The following is a 15,253-nucleotide window of genomic DNA, read 5'->3' on the forward strand; positions in this document are numbered from 1 at the left end:
TGGTTAACTTGATAGCTGGTTTAACCGCCTACACCTATTTACCCAAAAAACCTGGTATTGACATTTCCCCGAAAGATTTACCTGCTCTACCTCCTGCGATTTTTTAGTTCCATCGAACTCACGTTAACTTAATCTACATATTATACTGTTAAGCAGATGAAAAAAACCGTGGTTGCTAAAAATTTAACCACGGTTTTTACTTTATAAAACTTTACTTTTGTTAGTGCCTACAGACAATTAATCGCGGCCATTGATGGCAATTAGCAACCGCAAGATAAAGACAAACAAGTTGATGTAAGTAAGGTACATCGACAAAGCAGCAGGCAAATATTGGTCATCGCTGTAAGTGCGGGGCAAGATGTAGAAATCAACCACAGAAACCCCGACAAACAGGAATACTCCTAAACCGGAGATGGCAATTTCTAACCAATTTGGCGTGTAAACACCAAACATGGCAAACCCAAATTGGGCAAGGCACACAACCACCAAGGCGATAACGCCGAGATTGATGGTTTTCGTCAAAGCCATGCCGTCTTGTTCAGAAAGATTTGAACCAATTTGACGGGCAGCAATAAAAGTAACGCCACAACCAAGGGCAGCCAACCCAATACCTTGAATGCCAACACCTTGGGATCTCAAAGCGACAAATACCAAGCCACTGAGGGTATATCCAGACAAGAGGCTGTAGGTTGCCAACAGGGGTAATGCAAGACCCTTATTACCTTTTTGAGCAACATTTTGGGCAACAAAGAACAAAATTAACTCCAAAATCACCGCACCAATGAAGGTGGGAAAGAATATTTTCGGGTTAGTACGGATAACTCCCAAACCGCCGTAGGTTCCTAATGCCGTTAGCACCAATCCACCACCGACGTAGGGGAGGGCGTTGGCGATTACGTTTGGGCCAACGAGGGCGTGAGATTTAGCCTCACGGATAGCTTCACGAAAATTACTGGTATTGCTCATATTGAAAAACTGTTTTTTAGGAAAACGTTCTGCTTATTCCTATTCTTACCAATCTTTGGGGTTAACAGCCAAGGATTAAATTAAGGTTGCCAAATCTGAAGGGCGGGTTTGTTGTTAAAAATTAGAGTCCTCTCCTCAGTCTCTGAAGATTCCAGAGGATCTTTAGTACTGACAGCATACTCTTTAGCCTTGATTGCAAAGGGAAAAGGCAATGGTAAAACAACGTTATTTGCAAAATAAGGCCAGCGATTCCTTAGAGAATGAACAAACTGGGGTAGCTTGTCGCCTGCAATTTATGCAAGATATCTATTGAATGGAAATGTCTCTCAATGCCCAATTAAGTACGAATCTCCATAAAAATGAATCGAAATTCTGTTTTTTGTAGCTTGGGTTTTGTTCTTCAATCCAACTGCCAATTTGGATTTTTGACCTTTGTTAATGACGGTGCGTAGTCAGAGATAAAATTGTCCAGTCTCTTTTGCGATTAATTTAGTACTGATCTACTTGCACTCAGTATAACTGATAGGTATTAGGTCAGTCATGCATTTTTCAGCATAAATAGCTAGTTTTTGTTGCAAAAGCTAAAGATTATTTACCATTCAACAGTTATATAAAAAGCAAAAATAACCTGTAACAGAGAGGTTTGCAAAATCATGCGTACAAATACTGAATTGTGGAGTTCGACCCCTGATAAGTTCAGTGAAACGACGATGGTTTATTCTGCCTTGACTAACGAAAATAATTACAGCTTAGAAGAAAATATACGCAGCTCCATTTTCTCAAAAATAGGAGTTACAACAAAGGAATGTATATGGCAACAAGTGAGTCCTCTTTACGAACTGATGGTATCGAATTATTACACTTGTACCACCAGAATCCTTCTATTAAACTTCGTAATAAACTTGTACAGTTACATACTGGCTTAGTACGGAAAATGGCTCATAAATTCAGCCATCAATGTAATGAACCTTATGAAGATTTAGAACAAATCGGTTATTTTGGTTTAATTAGGGCAATTGAGCGCTTTGACCCTAGCCAAGGATATGCTTTTAGTTCCTTTGCTGTGCCATATATTCGCGGTGAGATGCTGCACTTTTTGCGCGATCGCAGTACTCTATTAAAAATTCCTCGCCGTTGGCAAGAATTATATAATGAAGGACAAAAGATTCGCAAGGATTTATCAATCTCTTTAGGTCGCCCGCCCAAGGATGCTGAAATTGCCAGCCAACTTCGTGTATCTGTACAAGAGTGGCAAGAAACCAAGTTAGCTGCTCAAAACCGGATGCCCTTGAGTTTAGATGCAACCGCAGTTAACTATGTTGATTGCCAAATAACCTTGGGTGAGGCACTTCCTTGTCCTCGTTCTCATGTGCTTCTCCAACAAGAAGAAGAACGCCAACAACTCCAAGGCGCAATAAATATGTTGGAAGAAAAGCCCCGCATGGCAGTTGAAATGGTATTTTTGAAGGAACTTTCTCGCAAGGATGCTGCTAAAAATATTGGTACTAGTCCAATGACAGTAACGCGGTATCTGCAAAAGGGAATCCAAGATTTGATTTGCTATTTGCAACCACAGGTAATGCCCACTGGCTCGTAGTCATTAGTCAATGGTCAGTGGTTAGTAGAAAAGCAACTGACAAATGACAAATGACTAATAACTAATTATCTAGATTTTAAATCAGCGATCGCACCTTTGGTCATAGCAGCAATAGCTTGATCTGTGGCTTTTGGCAAATGATAATATTTACCGCCTGCTGTTTGCGATAATTCTTTAGCAAAGCCAGTAGACACAAATTTACTTTCCGTATCAATTACTAATAGTTGCATCCCCAGAGCACGGATTCTCGCAGCAATTTCTAATAATTCTCCTTTGATATCTGGCTTTTCTCCTGGTTCTAGCTGTTCACCCAAAGAACGCGCTAAGGGAATATTACCCCGTCCATCGGTGATTGCTACAAGGACAACTTGCCCAATATCTCCACTCATCTGAGCATTTAAGCCGACGCGCACAGCTTGGGTTAAACCATGCGCTAAGGGCGAACCCCCACCACAGGGCAACCTTTCCAAACGGTTACGTGCCAAAGCAATAGAACGTGTTGGAGGCAATAATACCTCTGCCTGTTCTCCCCGGAAGGGAATTAATGCTATTTGGTCACGGTTTTGATAAGCTTCAGTCAACAGTTGCATCACCGCACCTTTAGCCGATTGCATTCGATTCAAGGCCATTGAGCCAGAAGCATCTACCACAAATACTACCAACGCCCCCGCTTTGCGTACCAGGCGTTTCGAGCGAATATCAGCCTGTTCGACAATAACTTTTCTATCTGGGTGTCTTTCTCTTCGTGCTTTTTGATAAGGAGCCGCAGCTCTAAGGGTGGCATCTACTGCAATGCGTCGCGCTTTTCCCTTGGGCAACATTGGCTTAATGTAGCGTCCTCTGTCATCAGAAAAGATGACACTGCGACTACCAGATTTACCTTGCCGCTTTGCCATTTGAGTAAAGTAAAGCACGCTGTCATCAAGAATTACCCCTTCCGGATCGAAAATGAATTCTTCCGGGATGCTAGGGGGTTCTTGCTCTTGTTCTTCCTGTTCTTCTTGTTCTTCGTCTTCTGATTCATCTTGGAGTTCTTCTTGATTTTGTTGCGGCGGCGGTGGCGGAGGTGGTGGTGCTTGTTCGGGTGGCGGTGTCTGCACAACTGTGGCGCGTGGTACAATCACCAGTTCTACAGCACGGCGCAAATCTTCGGCATTAACTGTTGTTCGTCCCTCTAAAGCCGCCGCAGCTTTGGCAACCCGCGCAGCGAATAACTCGGCGCGATGTCCCTGAACTCCTCCGCGAATTGCTTCATCCACTAAGTAGGCAATTTGTTCATGGGTGATGATAACTTCTTTCAACCATTCCCGTGCCAAGATGATTTGGGTTTTGAGGGAGTCTAAGTCTTCGTTGTACTGTTTGAGGAAGTCTTGGGGAGATTTAGAATAAGCGATCGCAACTTCAACTGCTTCTACTCTTTGATCTAAGCCGAGTACACCGTCAGCAGAAAGTGCGATCGCAATTCTATCTAACAAATGCTCCCGTAATCCGCCTTCTTCGGGATTATAGGTGGCAATAAATAGGGATTTGCACGGATGCTGAAAACTAATCCCTTCCCGTTCAATCTGGTTGCGTCCTTCAGATAATACTGTTAGAAGCTGATTTGATATTTGGTCATCTAATAAATTAATTTCATCTACGTACAGTACACCCCGGTTTGCTGTAGCGAGTAATCCCGGCTGAAAAATGGTATCACCTTGTTTTACCGACTTTTCAACATCTACTGAACCTAATAGTCGGTCTTCTGTAATACCTAGAGGAATTTGCAAAAAAGGCGCAGGGATAATTTCGACGGGCACATCTTGAATGTCTTTGTCTGCGTAATCCGCCAACAGTTGATCATCCCATTCTTCTGGGTGATTGGGGTCACAATTACTGATTGAGCCTTTGACAACTTCAATCGGCGGTAGTAGAGCGTGGATAGCACGAGCCATTACAGATTTTGCCGTACCACGACGACCTGCGATCGCTACTCCTCCCAAACCAGGATCAACTGCGGCTAACAGCAAGGCTAATTTAATTGCTTCTTGACCGACTACGGCTGTCAAGGGAAAGGCAGTGATGGTGGGATTGATAGTAGGCGCAGGCATTGTTTGCTTTCATAGCGAGTCTTGGCCTTTAGCATACCAATTTCTGACACATTTAGAATAGGGATTATGGCAATGAGAGAAAGGTAAGGTTATGAGTATTGCTCAGGCTAAACGCTTCACACTGGATGAATACCACAGGCTCGGAGAATTGGGCTTTTTCCATGAAGATGACCATATTGAATTAATCAACGGGGAAATTATTGAAATGGCATCCAAAGGTACAGCCCATGAAACTTGTTTGCGAAACTTGTTGCGTGAACTTCCAAAAATTGTAAGTGATAGGGCAACTTTGCAATCTCAAGCCCCGATTGCTTTGCCACCGAATAGTGAACCTGAACCGGATTTTGCTATTCTTCAAAACCGAGATGATAATTATCTTTATGGTCATCCTCAACCTGCTGATGTGTTATTGGTAATGGAAGTTTCAGATTCTTCTTTAGCTTATGACCAAGATGTGAAAATACCTCTCTATGCTAAAACGGGTATTACTGATTATTGGATATTCAATTTATTCGATAATTATTTGGAAGCTTACAGTGAACCATATCAGGATAATCAAAGCAGATATGGTTATTCAAATAAGCGAATTTTCTTGTCAAATGAGATAATAACTTTTCCCTGCTTCCCTGATTTATCTCTTGATTTAGCTAAGGTGTTTCCGCCAAAGGTGAATTTTTAAACTTTGTTATAGAATTCAGTCAGAAGACAAAAGAGTAAGTTTAATGGCTTATAGTGATTTTAAACTTATTGAAGTTATTGATTCTTTTGGGTTAGTTATCCACGAGTCATCTGGACTATTCGCAAATGTACCGGAGCAAGACTGTAGTGATTTATTATCTACTATTCTGAGGGAAAATGTTGATTTAGCAGTAGCGATAAGTTCTGAAAAAGCTCGGAGTGAAATGATAATAAGTCCAATTTTATTAGAGATTAGACGCAAATTTAATTATGAAATAAGCTTTTTTTCGGGAGTTGATTTTACTGTTGATAGTCAACGAGGACTAAATGGCTTTTGTGATTTTATTTTGAGTCTTTCTTCGGAGCAGTTACTTGTACGTAGTCCGGTGATTGTTTTAGTAGAAAGTAAAAATGAGAATTTGAGGTCTGGTTTAGCACAATGTATTGCCGAAATGGTAGCGGCTCAGTTATTTAACGAGAGAGGTGGAAATCAAATCAAAGCTATATATGGTGCTGTTACTATCGGTACGATCTGGCAATTTCTCAAGCTTGAAGGCAATATAGTTTCGATTGATTTGAGTGAATATTATATTAAAGATATTAAGAGGATTTTAGGTATTTTGTATGGTGCGATCGCGCAAAGTAAATCATAAATCATTTATTGAATAAAATATAATTTAAAGATGAAGGATGTGACAGTCAGTCATATTAGGATAGTCAATGTAAATATAGGTGTTGAAATAAGAATTGTTTAAGCAAATCAGGTGATATGCTTATCTTGTTTTCCTGGTTTGTCTTTGGACTGAGATCGGGCGTTTATGCTAAAGGGGTAAGCGTTGTCAAGGTGGTAAGTAAAAAAATTACCCCGCATCTCTTGACATTACATAAATTTCTGGTTTATATTCGCTATCAAAGCAAATAAAAACTAAGCTAACAGATAAAGTTAGTGGCCGCGTCTATAAAAGTCATCAACCGTTTAATGAGCGTATATAGTCATTATTATTTACGCTGATTTTACGGCTAAGGATTTTTGTGCTGTACGCGCCCTTTAACTTCCAATCGGTGAAACTCATAAAGTTTTCACTGATTGTAAGCATAAGTGTTGTTGTGGGAATTACTACCTAAAAATTCCTATCTAAAACTCTATATTTATGCTGGATAGCTGATGTTCCATTGCTTTTGCAAACAAAAAGCAAAAGGAAACTAAAGCAAATGAATTCTAGGCAGAAGTACAACAAGAAGCAGCAACTTCTTAATTTGTATGGCCCTAACTGTTGGTGGTGTGGTCATTGTATAACAACAGGTAAACTGACCATTGAACATCTTTTTCCTAAAAGTCGTGGCGGTTCCAATTCTTTAGAAAACCTAAGACTCGCTTGTTTAACTTGCAACCGTTCTCGTGGAAATAGTTTGTTTCCACCTGGCTGGAACAAAGGTAATTGTGTCTAAATAATACCTGAATTTTCTTGGTTATTATCTTGTGGGATGGGCATCCTGCTTGCCCTTCCATTAAATTTGCAAATAAAAGTAGCATAAAATGCACAAACTTTTGATTTTCAAAAATGAAAAAATATTGCGACAAGCACTTACCCACCGTTCTTATGTCCATGAAAACCCTGGAGAAGGCGAACATAATGAACGCTTAGAATTCCTCGGTGATGCTTTGCTGAATTTCTTAAGTGGCGAATATCTATATAAGTGTCACCCAGAAATGGGAGAAGATGAATTAACCCGGCGGCGTTCGGCGCTGGTAGATGAGAAACAATTAGCAAAGTTTGCCGAGGAGGTAGGTTTAGACTTTAGAATGCGGTTAGGAAAAGGCGCAATTCGAGACGGAGGCTTCCAAAATCCTAATTTGCTCAGTAGCACCTTTGAAGCTGTACTTAGTGCTTACTATTTAGATAATGATTCCAATATTGAAGTAGTTCGTGCAATTATAGAACCGCTATTTGATTCTGTAGATCCTAAGCATATAGTTGTGTCTCGTTCTAATGTAGACTCAAAAAATCGCTTTCAAGAATGGGTGCAACGTAACGTGACTCCAAATCCTCCCAAATATTTCACAGAACAAATAGGAGGCCCTTCTCACGCGCCAGAATTCATAGCAAAAGTATTGGTAGATGAAAAATTTTACGGCGAAGGTAAGGGACGGAATAAGAAAGACGCAGAAAAAGCTGCTGCTGAGGATGCGCTAGATAAGTTGAAAAAACAAGGATTGTTGTAATAATGTTTTTTGATTTCACGCAAAGGCGCAAAGAAGAATTTTACGTCTTGGCGCGAAATCAACTCTCTATTTGTAAGGGCAAAATTACGGTGAAGGTAGAACCAACGCCTACCTCAGAGACTAGCTTAATTTCACCTTCAAGTAGTTTTACTAAGCGGGAGACGATCGCTAATCCCAATCCTGTACTATCAGGGAGATAGGGACGATCGCTAAAACTTACGCGAAAGTAAGGTTCAAATATCTGGGCTTGGTTTTCTGGTGCAATGCCAATTCCAGTGTCAGAAACCGTGATCGCCCATTTCTGATTCTCCAACACCTGACACATTATAATAATAGTCCCCGACTCTGTATAGCGAATCGCATTACTAATAAGATTTGTAACAATTTGTTGACATTGAAAAGGATCTGTGATTATTTCTTTGGGAGCGCGTTCGCAATCGACTACGACTTTTAAATTTTTACCAGCAGCTAAAGGTTCCAACATTTCACAGACATTATTGATTAATTCACGCACATCGGTGGATGCTAGGTGGAGTTTTATCTGCCCTGCGTCATACCGCGAAAGTTCTAATACATCGTTGATGAGGTGGAGTAATTGTCTGCCATTGCGTAGTACCCGCTCAATATGTTCGAGATTGGCAGAAGTGTCTTTTATCTCAGGCTTTCGTCGTTGTTGGCGTAAAAACAGATCCGAGTAACCAATAATGGAAGTTAGGGGATGTTTCAATTCGTGGGCTAGTTGTGAAAGATACTCTTGATTTGCGCTAATCAAGCGCGTGAGTTCATCATTATGAAGCGTTAGTGATAACTGTAACTGCTGTAATTCTCGCAACCGCTCCTCAACATAACTCTTGAAACACCGAGCGATCGCTTCGTCTATGATAGCGTCAATCAAACGCATGTAACGAATTATCTCTACAGGTGTTCCCTCCAATAAATCTGGTTGTAGAGCATCAAATATTACTGTTCGCAGCAGATGATATTCTCTGGCAATTTCTGCTGGATCAAAGCCTTGTTCCGCTCGAATCGCTCCATGCTGAAAACTGGCAGTAACTATTGACTGAATATCATTATCCTGAAATTTTGAAAGCACTGTCACCATTGCTTTCAAAACATCAGGGATGTGATCCTTTACTGCTGTGTAAGATAGGTCATCAGCACTTTCAATCCGTCTATCCTTGCGAACTGCTGCAATCCATTTATCGATGATGGTGTCCGTTTTTTCAGCCAGTACTTGACTAAAATCCATTATGTTAAATATCAGCTATGAGATAGATGAGTAAACTTCCATATCCAATTAGTTTAGCGAGTGCAGTGAGTTTTTACCAAATTTACCAATTTTGTTCACCTACCAAAAGGAATAGATTATACATGCTCTTTTGTTTGCTGATTAACTAACCGTATCTAAAATTTTTTCAGTATCATCTATTTTGTATTAAAAAATATTAATCAAGCACGTAACATTATTGATGCTTGGCTCTACTATCTTGTTTAGCTGTCTGTACAAGGAGTTCACCACAATACAACTAAAATTACAAGTTTTATTTATTACAATTGATTGCAAGAAAATACTTATTTTTAGTATTATAATTAACAACATTTATCATAAGATAGATGGCTTTTACTGAGGATCGATGTTATATTGTGCATAATTTAGTAATCCATTAGAGTAAGTCAGCCTAATTCAGCGTGTCACAGTGCATAACGCTGGAGCGGAGGAACCAAATTGTGGGGCGTATCTCATAGAAAGTGAGGAGTTGAGAGTGAGGAGTTAGAAGTTAGTTTACTAAATACTCAACTTATAACTCATAATTTATAACTCCTAACTTATAACTTTTTTGTGAAGGGCATCTCTCAGCCCTAGCCCGTCAGCTAACTTCGTAGGCATTGAGAGGAGACTGAAGAGACGGCATTTTTATAGTGTTCCGATCTCATCGGTGTCCAAGGCTGGTACTGCTCGGATTCTTTGTACCTGCACTTAAATCTGTTGAGGTCGTAAATGATATTGCAATTAAATTTAGCAGCGATCGCAGCGATCGCTGGACAAGCTGCTTGGAAAAAGACAAAACCTGTCATCGTTAGAGATGTCTTCTTTCTACCTGTGTTGGGGTTCTTGGGAATAATTGTGTTGTGGTGGATTATTGCACTTGCCAACCATGAATTGATGCCCACCCCGCCAGAAGCGTTAATCGCTAATCTAGACTACATCTTAAATCCCTTCTACCAGCGAGGCCCCGGCAACTTAGGAATTGGTTGGCTGTTGATCGCAAGTCTGCGCCGGGTATTAATAGGCTTTTTGTTAGGTGCGGTAGTAGCGATTCCTCTGGGGTTTCTAATTGGCATGTCCAGATCGGCAATGCTAGCACTCAATCCGATCATTCAAATTTTTAAACCTGTATCGCCCCTAGCTTGGCTGCCCATCGCCTTAGCAATTTTCAACTTAGCAGATCCTTCAGCCATTTTTGTCATATTTATTACTTCTTTATGGCCGACAATTATTAATACCGCTTTAGGAGTTTCTAGCGTTCCCAAAGATTATTTAGATGTGGCGCGAGTGCTAGAAATGCCCCGTTGGCGACGGATTACAAAAATAATTTGGCCTGCAAGTTTACCATATATTTTTACAGGTTTGCGAATTAGTTTAGGGATAGCTTGGCTGGTAATCGTCGCCGTGGAAATGCTCACAGGCGGTGTTGGTATCGGCTTTTTTGTCTGGGATGAATGGAGTCGCTTAAACCTGAGTTCAGTCTTTTTAGCTGTGTTGATAATTGGCTTAACTGGATTAATCCTGGATTATGCTGTGGGTAAAATCCAAGAATTAGTAACTCGCCGCCCTACAGCCGCTAACTAAGAAAATTCGGCTGCTATCAAAACAGCAAGATGTAATGAGACTCTACGCCTGAAGCGTGAGCAATTCATCACCAATGGAGCTACAAGAATGGGTGATATTAACTGGACTCGACGAGATATTATCAAGGGAATAGGAGCAACAACGGCGGGAATGGCGCTGTCCTCCTGTGCGATTTCAGGAGATAGGTCAGCCAAAGGACTAACTGAAGAAGCTTTAGCTGTGCAACCAGTAGTTAGATCCCAAGACCTAGAAAAATCTGATCTCACCGTTGGTTACGTTCCTGTTAATGATTGTGCGCCATTTGCGATCGCCTGGAAAAAAGGCTTCTTCCGCAAATATGGTTTGAACGTCAAACTCAACCGCGAAGCCAGTTGGGCCACCTCTCGCGACGGTGTAATTTTTGGTCGCCTGGATGCTTCACCTGTAGTATCCGGTGCCGTCACCAACGCCAGAATTGGTGCTGAAGGCGCACGCCACGCTCCCTTGTGTGCAGCCATGACCATTCACCGCCACGGTAACGCCATGACAATGAACAAAGCCATGTGGGATTTTGGGCTGCGTCCGTGGTACGAGTATCAAGAAAAATATGGTGATGGTGCTTTGGAAGCCTTTGGGCGCGATTTCCGAGGCTACTTTGACCAGCAGCCGCCAGAACGCAAAGTTTGGGCAGTTGTTCTGAGTTCCGCCATTTACGAATACTTTGTCCGTTACCTATCCGCCGCCGCTGGTGTTGATCCGCTTAAAGAGTTTCGCGTCATCATCGTTCCGCCCCCCCAAATGGTGACAAACGTGCGGATTGGTGCAATGCAAGCTTACATGGTTGCAGAACCTTGGAATACACGAGCAATAACAGGTAACGAAAACATCGGCTTTACCTTCGCACAAGGTAAAGAAGTTTGGTTGGGACACCCAGATCGACTTTTGGGGGTGATGGAATCTTTCATCGAGCAATATCCTAAAACCTATCGTTCCCTAGTCAAGGCGATGATTGAAGCCTGTCAGTATTGCAGCAAAGCAGAAAACCGCCAAGAAGTAGCCGAACTGATAACAGACCGTTCCTTTACAGGTGCTAGACCTAAAAAGAAAGATGCCCCAATTGCGAAGTTAACAAGTCCGGGAATTCTCGGCAATTACAACTATGGCGGCTTTGACGGCAAAGATCGCACCATCAAAGCCGCTGACACCACGATTTTCTTCGATATTCCTGACAACCTTCCCAAACAGCCAGGAGAACACTCCACATTCTTATGGAGATCAAGAAGTATGTGGTTGATGACACAAGCAGCACGGTGGGGACAAATTAAGGAATTCCCGAAAAATGCCGAGAAACTAGCAGAACTTGGCTGGAGAGCAGATTTATATCGGGAGATAGCATCTGAAATGGGCATTGAGTGTCCCAAGGATGATTACAAGGTCGAACCACCAGAAGTATTTATAGATAAGAAAGGCTTCGACCCCAGCGATCCTGTGGGTTATCTGAATAGTTTTGCCATCAGGGCTAACGCTCCCACTAACTTTTTCATGTCTTAAATGGCAAGTTCAAATATTGACTGATGACTAAATTATTTCCGGAGCATTTTGATGATGGAATATACCTCATTACCTATTAATACCCAGACCGAAGTTCTACCCCGCCGTGGATTTTTAGAAATTGAAAATTTAGTCAAGTCTTATCCGACACCTGATAAAGATAATTTTGTAGTTTTAGATGGAGTTAATCTGACGATTGGTGAAGATGAATATATTTCTGTAATTGGTCACTCTGGTTGTGGTAAATCAACTCTAGTAAAGATAGTAGCTGGTTTAGAAAAAGCCACTTCCGGCTCAGTAAGGCTAGATGGACAAGAAATTCGTAAGCCAGGAGCCGAACGGATGATGGTATTTCAGAATTATTCGCTGTTACCTTGGTTAACAGTGCGAGAAAATATCCGTTTAGCCGTAGATGAAGTGTTAAAAAATGCTAATAGGGCTGAGAAAATTAGCATTGTAAATCAACACTTGGCAATGGTAAACTTGACGGCGGCGGCTGACAAATATCCTGATGAAATTTCTGGAGGTATGAAACAACGAGTAGGTATTGCCAGAGCTTTAGCAATTCGTCCCAAAATGTTGCTGATGGATGAACCTTTTGGGGCACTAGATGCACTAACCCGTGGCAAATTGCAGCGGCAGGTATTAGATATTTGGGAAAATAATCGTCAAGCAGTGATGATGATTACCCACGATGTAGATGAAGCAATTTATATGTCCGATCGCATCGTATTAATGACCAATGGCCCAGCTGCTAGCATAGGGGAGATTTTAAAAGTTCCTTTTGAGCATCCACGCGATCGCGCCGCCATGCGAAACTCAAAAGAATATTTTGATCTCCGCAACCACGCCCTGAATTTCCTTGATCGATATTTTGCCCAAGACGAGTAAATTAGATTATCATTTTTTTTAGTGGGTAGCCTAATTCAAATTTATGAAAGCTGAATTTGGAACGGAGGAACCAATGTTTGGGGCTAATCTTACGAGAGACACCTTCCAGTCTTAGCCCGTCAGCTAACTCCGTAGGCAATGGAAGGAACCCCCAAGACTTTGGCTGTAATACAGTTATTATTGGGGTTTCCTTGACTGATTTAAGATTTGAAATTTTGGTTATCGTCACTCAATCTAAAATCCAAAATCGTTCGACTGAGCGTAGCCGAAGTCCAAAATCTTAAATTGCTCGCCCTGCTTCTCATTGTTAATTCATTTCATTGGGAGAAGTAAAGCTGTGCAAATTAAGCCAATGTTAGCACGTCTGCAAAGTGCCACAGGCCGAGATGACTTAATTGAACAAATGGTACTGTTGCCAGAACCAAAAAAACCTTTTTATAAAAAACCTCAAGAAGCAAAAGCAGTTAATTTAATTGTTGCTTATGACGCATCTCCTAACAGTCATACGGCGCTAGATATTGCTTTTTGGATTGCCCATCAAACGCGTTTAGCCACCAATGCAGAAGTCACAGTTCAAGCCGTTTATGTGCTAGAAGACAATTCAAAAAGCCAGCATCCAAATATCTTGAGCTTACCAATACAACAGCCTGCATTGGAGTGTCAAGTCAGTGAAGTATCAAAGTCTGTCACACTGGTATTAACTCAACCCAAATTGCAGACAGTGGTAACTCCCCTGCAACAAGCAGATATAATTCTCTGGCAAGCCCGAAGTCTGGCTGAAGAGTGGCAGGGTTCCTTCAAATCTCATTTACGGTTTGGCTGCATTTCTACAGAACTTAACAAAGTTGTTGAATCAGAAGCTGCTGATATTCTGTTTCTCGGTTGCAATTCTGTAAATCATCCGATGATTGAGGCACTAGGTTCTAATTTCCCCTGCGCTGTTTTAGGTATTCCCAGTTGTATTGATGAATAATCACTGTTCAGAATTTCAGTAATTTTTATCTAATTGTAATCATAGATAAGTCACCTAGAACTAGGTGGCTTTTTTCGCTAATATGCAACCAATTAAATAATTCGTAATTCGTAATTCGTAATTCGTAATGGGCAACTCTTAGAGACGCTAAACGCGAACGCCCCGCAACGCTTTCGTAAATTTTGTTTTGTAATGGGGATTTAACCCCAACACAAAACTTGCGTGATTTTTGAACCGGGGGACTTAAACCCACGGAACTAGTTAAATATAAAATGCTCAGGAGATAAGTCCCCGACTTTTGGTGAGAAGCCGGGTTTATGGGTATTATCTTTATTTATACCCAATTACTTATTAATCTTGAGCTATTGCTAATATCCAATTAGGTGTAGTACGTCCCTTAAGACGCTATAACCAGACAAATCCCAAAGTAAATAGGCAAGGAAGCCAATTGCTGCCAAGCGACCATTCCAAATTTCAGCTTGAGGTGTCCAGCCAAACAGAAATTTATTGCGATCTACGCCGTTGTATTCTGCTGCAACAGGTGGTAAATCTGTAGAAGCACGAGTTCCTTGAGTTGCCATTTTTTTCTCCAATATCTAGTAATGTTTCAGGTGTTAAATGTTCTAGTAGCCAACTATGTGTAGTACGTCACGAAGAACGCTATAGCCGGCTAAATCCCAAAGCAAATAGGCTAGAAAACCAATTGCTGCCAACCGACCATTCCAAATTTCGGCTTGAGGAGTGAAGCCAAACAGAAATTCATTGCGATCTACGCCGTTGTATTCTGTTGCAACAGGTGGTAAATCTGTAGAAGGACGAGTTCCTTGAGTTGCCATTTTTTTCTCCAATATCTATAGGATTTACGCAAAAGTACACGCGCTCAGGGGCAATTCATGAATTGCCCCTACGTGAAAATAAGGGTTTCAGCTATTGTTTGCGTAAGTCCTGATCTAGTAATGTTTCAGGTGTTAAATGTTCTAGTAGCCAACTATGTGTAGTACGTCACGAAGAACGCTATAGCCGGCTAAATCCCAAAGCAAATAGGCTAGAAAACCAATTGCTGCCAACCGACCATTCCAAATTTCGGCTTGAGGAGTGAAGCCAAACAAAAATGCATTGCGATCTATGCCGTTGTATTCTGCTGCAACAGGTGGTAAATCTGTAGAAGGACGAGTTTCTTGAGTTGCCATTTTTTTTCTCCGATATCTAGTAATTTTTCAAGTGTTTAATGTTCTAATAGCCAACTAAGCGCAAAACGTCACTAACAACGCTATAGCCAGCTAAATCCCAAATTAAGTAGGCAAAAAAGCCAATCATTGCAAAATGACCGTTCCGAATTTCGGCTTGAGGAGTCCAATCAAACAGAATTTCATTGCGATATTTGCGATTTCATTCTGTTGGAAATAGTGGCAAATCTCTGGAATAACGAGTTGCCATTTTTTTATCCTCAACG

Annotated in this window: 16 protein-coding genes, 1 pseudogene and 2 riboswitches; of the genes and pseudogenes, 10 read left to right on the top strand and 7 right to left on the bottom strand. The window is 41.2% G+C overall.

What is annotated here, in order from left to right; all coding sequences use genetic code 11:
* Positions 1 to 107: pseudogene (locus LC653_RS48000) on the top strand (IS982 family transposase); the annotation flags it as partial.
* Positions 108 to 237: 130 nt separating this feature from the next.
* On the opposite strand, the gene LC653_RS33075 reads toward LC653_RS48000, so the two are convergent.
* Together LC653_RS33075 and LC653_RS47570 are read right to left on the bottom strand one after the other, a co-directional pair.
* Positions 238 to 966 (bottom strand): Bax inhibitor-1/YccA family protein, encoded by a 729-nt coding sequence (locus LC653_RS33075; RefSeq protein ID WP_229498885.1) that lies wholly within the window; start codon positions 964 to 966, stop codon positions 238 to 240.
* Between the two features lie 80 nt (positions 967 to 1,046).
* On the bottom strand, positions 1,047 to 1,259 hold the full coding sequence (locus LC653_RS47570) for an RNaseH domain-containing protein (protein WP_372478256.1): 213 nt from the start codon (positions 1,257 to 1,259) through the stop codon (positions 1,047 to 1,049).
* Positions 1,260 to 1,777: 518 nt separating this feature from the next.
* On the opposite strand from LC653_RS47570, the gene LC653_RS33080 reads away from it, so the two are divergent.
* The gene (locus LC653_RS33080; protein WP_229498888.1) at positions 1,778 to 2,563 is read left to right on the top strand and encodes an RNA polymerase sigma factor SigF; all 786 of its coding nucleotides are present in this window, start codon (positions 1,778 to 1,780) and stop codon (positions 2,561 to 2,563) included.
* Between the two features lie 65 nt (positions 2,564 to 2,628).
* Here LC653_RS33080 and bchD read toward each other — a convergent pair whose 3' ends face one another.
* A complete protein-coding gene (bchD, locus tag LC653_RS33085) occupies positions 2,629 to 4,653 on the bottom strand; it encodes a magnesium chelatase ATPase subunit D (protein WP_229498890.1) in 2,025 nt (674 codons plus the stop codon).
* A 91-nt stretch (positions 4,654 to 4,744) separates the two neighbouring features.
* Between bchD and LC653_RS33090 the strand changes: the two genes are divergently transcribed.
* The 4 genes from LC653_RS33090 to rnc all read left to right on the top strand — a co-directional run bounded on the left by LC653_RS33090 (position 4,745) and on the right by rnc (position 7,555).
* Positions 4,745 to 5,332, top strand: coding sequence for a Uma2 family endonuclease (locus tag LC653_RS33090; protein WP_229498892.1), 588 nt, complete (start codon positions 4,745 to 4,747; stop codon positions 5,330 to 5,332).
* A gap of 43 nt (positions 5,333 to 5,375) precedes the next feature.
* On the top strand, positions 5,376 to 5,984 hold the full coding sequence (locus LC653_RS33095; protein WP_229498894.1) for a hypothetical protein: 609 nt from the start codon (positions 5,376 to 5,378) through the stop codon (positions 5,982 to 5,984).
* Positions 5,985 to 6,543: 559 nt separating this feature from the next.
* Complete coding sequence (locus LC653_RS33100; RefSeq protein ID WP_229498896.1) at positions 6,544 to 6,780, top strand: HNH endonuclease; 237 nt, start codon at positions 6,544 to 6,546, stop codon at positions 6,778 to 6,780.
* 88 nt (positions 6,781 to 6,868) lie between these two features.
* Positions 6,869 to 7,555 carry a ribonuclease III gene (rnc, locus tag LC653_RS33105; RefSeq protein ID WP_229498898.1) on the top strand — a complete coding sequence of 229 codons (687 nt, stop codon included), beginning with the start codon at positions 6,869 to 6,871 and terminating at the stop codon, positions 7,553 to 7,555.
* Positions 7,556 to 7,613: 58 nt separating this feature from the next.
* On the opposite strand, the gene LC653_RS33110 is transcribed toward rnc, so the two are convergent.
* A complete protein-coding gene (locus LC653_RS33110) occupies positions 7,614 to 8,804 on the bottom strand; it encodes a sensor histidine kinase (protein WP_229498900.1) in 1,191 nt (396 codons plus the stop codon).
* A 417-nt stretch (positions 8,805 to 9,221) separates the two neighbouring features.
* A riboswitch (cyclic di-AMP (ydaO/yuaA leader) is annotated at positions 9,222 to 9,457 on the top strand.
* 97 nt (positions 9,458 to 9,554) lie between these two features.
* On the opposite strand from LC653_RS33110, the gene ntrB reads away from it, so the two are divergent.
* From ntrB to LC653_RS33130, 4 genes are all read left to right on the top strand, one after another.
* On the top strand, positions 9,555 to 10,406 hold the full coding sequence (gene ntrB, locus LC653_RS33115; RefSeq protein ID WP_229498902.1) for a nitrate ABC transporter permease: 852 nt from the start codon (positions 9,555 to 9,557) through the stop codon (positions 10,404 to 10,406).
* A gap of 87 nt (positions 10,407 to 10,493) precedes the next feature.
* The gene (locus LC653_RS33120) at positions 10,494 to 11,936 is read left to right on the top strand and encodes an ABC transporter substrate-binding protein (protein ID WP_229498904.1); all 1,443 of its coding nucleotides are present in this window, start codon (positions 10,494 to 10,496) and stop codon (positions 11,934 to 11,936) included.
* Between the two features lie 54 nt (positions 11,937 to 11,990).
* A complete protein-coding gene (locus LC653_RS33125; protein WP_229498947.1) occupies positions 11,991 to 12,827 on the top strand; it encodes an ABC transporter ATP-binding protein in 837 nt (278 codons plus the stop codon).
* A 38-nt stretch (positions 12,828 to 12,865) separates the two neighbouring features.
* A riboswitch (cyclic di-AMP (ydaO/yuaA leader) is annotated at positions 12,866 to 12,980 on the top strand.
* A 199-nt stretch (positions 12,981 to 13,179) separates the two neighbouring features.
* Positions 13,180 to 13,800: a universal stress protein gene (locus LC653_RS33130; protein ID WP_229498949.1), complete on the top strand. Its 621-nt coding sequence runs from the start codon at positions 13,180 to 13,182 to the stop codon at positions 13,798 to 13,800.
* A gap of 368 nt (positions 13,801 to 14,168) precedes the next feature.
* On the opposite strand, the gene LC653_RS33135 is transcribed toward LC653_RS33130, so the two are convergent.
* The 3 genes from LC653_RS33135 to LC653_RS33145 form a co-directional block, all read right to left on the bottom strand.
* Complete coding sequence (locus LC653_RS33135) at positions 14,169 to 14,381, bottom strand: high light inducible protein (RefSeq protein ID WP_229498906.1); 213 nt, start codon at positions 14,379 to 14,381, stop codon at positions 14,169 to 14,171.
* A gap of 42 nt (positions 14,382 to 14,423) precedes the next feature.
* Entirely contained in the window at positions 14,424 to 14,636 is a 213-nt protein-coding gene (locus LC653_RS33140; RefSeq protein WP_229498908.1) for a high light inducible protein, read from the bottom strand.
* A gap of 141 nt (positions 14,637 to 14,777) precedes the next feature.
* Complete coding sequence (locus tag LC653_RS33145; RefSeq protein ID WP_229498910.1) at positions 14,778 to 14,990, bottom strand: high light inducible protein; 213 nt, start codon at positions 14,988 to 14,990, stop codon at positions 14,778 to 14,780.
* Positions 14,991 to 15,253: the final 263 nt, after the last annotated feature.

The sequence above is a fragment of the Nostoc mirabile CHAB5784 genome, from assembly GCF_020829645.1.
In the GTDB taxonomy this organism is placed as follows: Bacteria; Cyanobacteriota; Cyanobacteriia; order Cyanobacteriales; family Nostocaceae; genus Nostoc; species Nostoc mirabile.

What these genes read in the sequence shown, in the direction of transcription:
- LC653_RS33075 (WP_229498885.1), bottom strand. Translation starts at nt 966, where the DNA reads ATGAGCAATACCAGTAATTTTCGTGAAGCTATCCGTGAGGCTAAATCT.
- LC653_RS33080 (WP_229498888.1), top strand. Translation starts at nt 1,778, where the DNA reads ATGGCAACAAGTGAGTCCTCTTTACGAACTGATGGTATCGAATTATTA.
- bchD (WP_229498890.1), bottom strand. Translation starts at nt 4,653, where the DNA reads ATGCCTGCGCCTACTATCAATCCCACCATCACTGCCTTTCCCTTGACA.
- LC653_RS33090 (WP_229498892.1), top strand. Translation starts at nt 4,745, where the DNA reads ATGAGTATTGCTCAGGCTAAACGCTTCACACTGGATGAATACCACAGG.
- LC653_RS33095 (WP_229498894.1), top strand. Translation starts at nt 5,376, where the DNA reads ATGGCTTATAGTGATTTTAAACTTATTGAAGTTATTGATTCTTTTGGG.
- LC653_RS33100 (WP_229498896.1), top strand. Translation starts at nt 6,544, where the DNA reads ATGAATTCTAGGCAGAAGTACAACAAGAAGCAGCAACTTCTTAATTTG.
- rnc (WP_229498898.1), top strand. Translation starts at nt 6,869, where the DNA reads ATGCACAAACTTTTGATTTTCAAAAATGAAAAAATATTGCGACAAGCA.
- LC653_RS33110 (WP_229498900.1), bottom strand. Translation starts at nt 8,804, where the DNA reads ATGGATTTTAGTCAAGTACTGGCTGAAAAAACGGACACCATCATCGAT.
- ntrB (WP_229498902.1), top strand. Translation starts at nt 9,555, where the DNA reads ATGATATTGCAATTAAATTTAGCAGCGATCGCAGCGATCGCTGGACAA.
- LC653_RS33120 (WP_229498904.1), top strand. Translation starts at nt 10,494, where the DNA reads ATGGGTGATATTAACTGGACTCGACGAGATATTATCAAGGGAATAGGA.
- LC653_RS33125 (WP_229498947.1), top strand. Translation starts at nt 11,991, where the DNA reads ATGGAATATACCTCATTACCTATTAATACCCAGACCGAAGTTCTACCC.
- LC653_RS33130 (WP_229498949.1), top strand. Translation starts at nt 13,180, where the DNA reads ATGTTAGCACGTCTGCAAAGTGCCACAGGCCGAGATGACTTAATTGAA.
- LC653_RS33135 (WP_229498906.1), bottom strand. Translation starts at nt 14,381, where the DNA reads ATGGCAACTCAAGGAACTCGTGCTTCTACAGATTTACCACCTGTTGCA.
- LC653_RS33140 (WP_229498908.1), bottom strand. Translation starts at nt 14,636, where the DNA reads ATGGCAACTCAAGGAACTCGTCCTTCTACAGATTTACCACCTGTTGCA.
- LC653_RS33145 (WP_229498910.1), bottom strand. Translation starts at nt 14,990, where the DNA reads ATGGCAACTCAAGAAACTCGTCCTTCTACAGATTTACCACCTGTTGCA.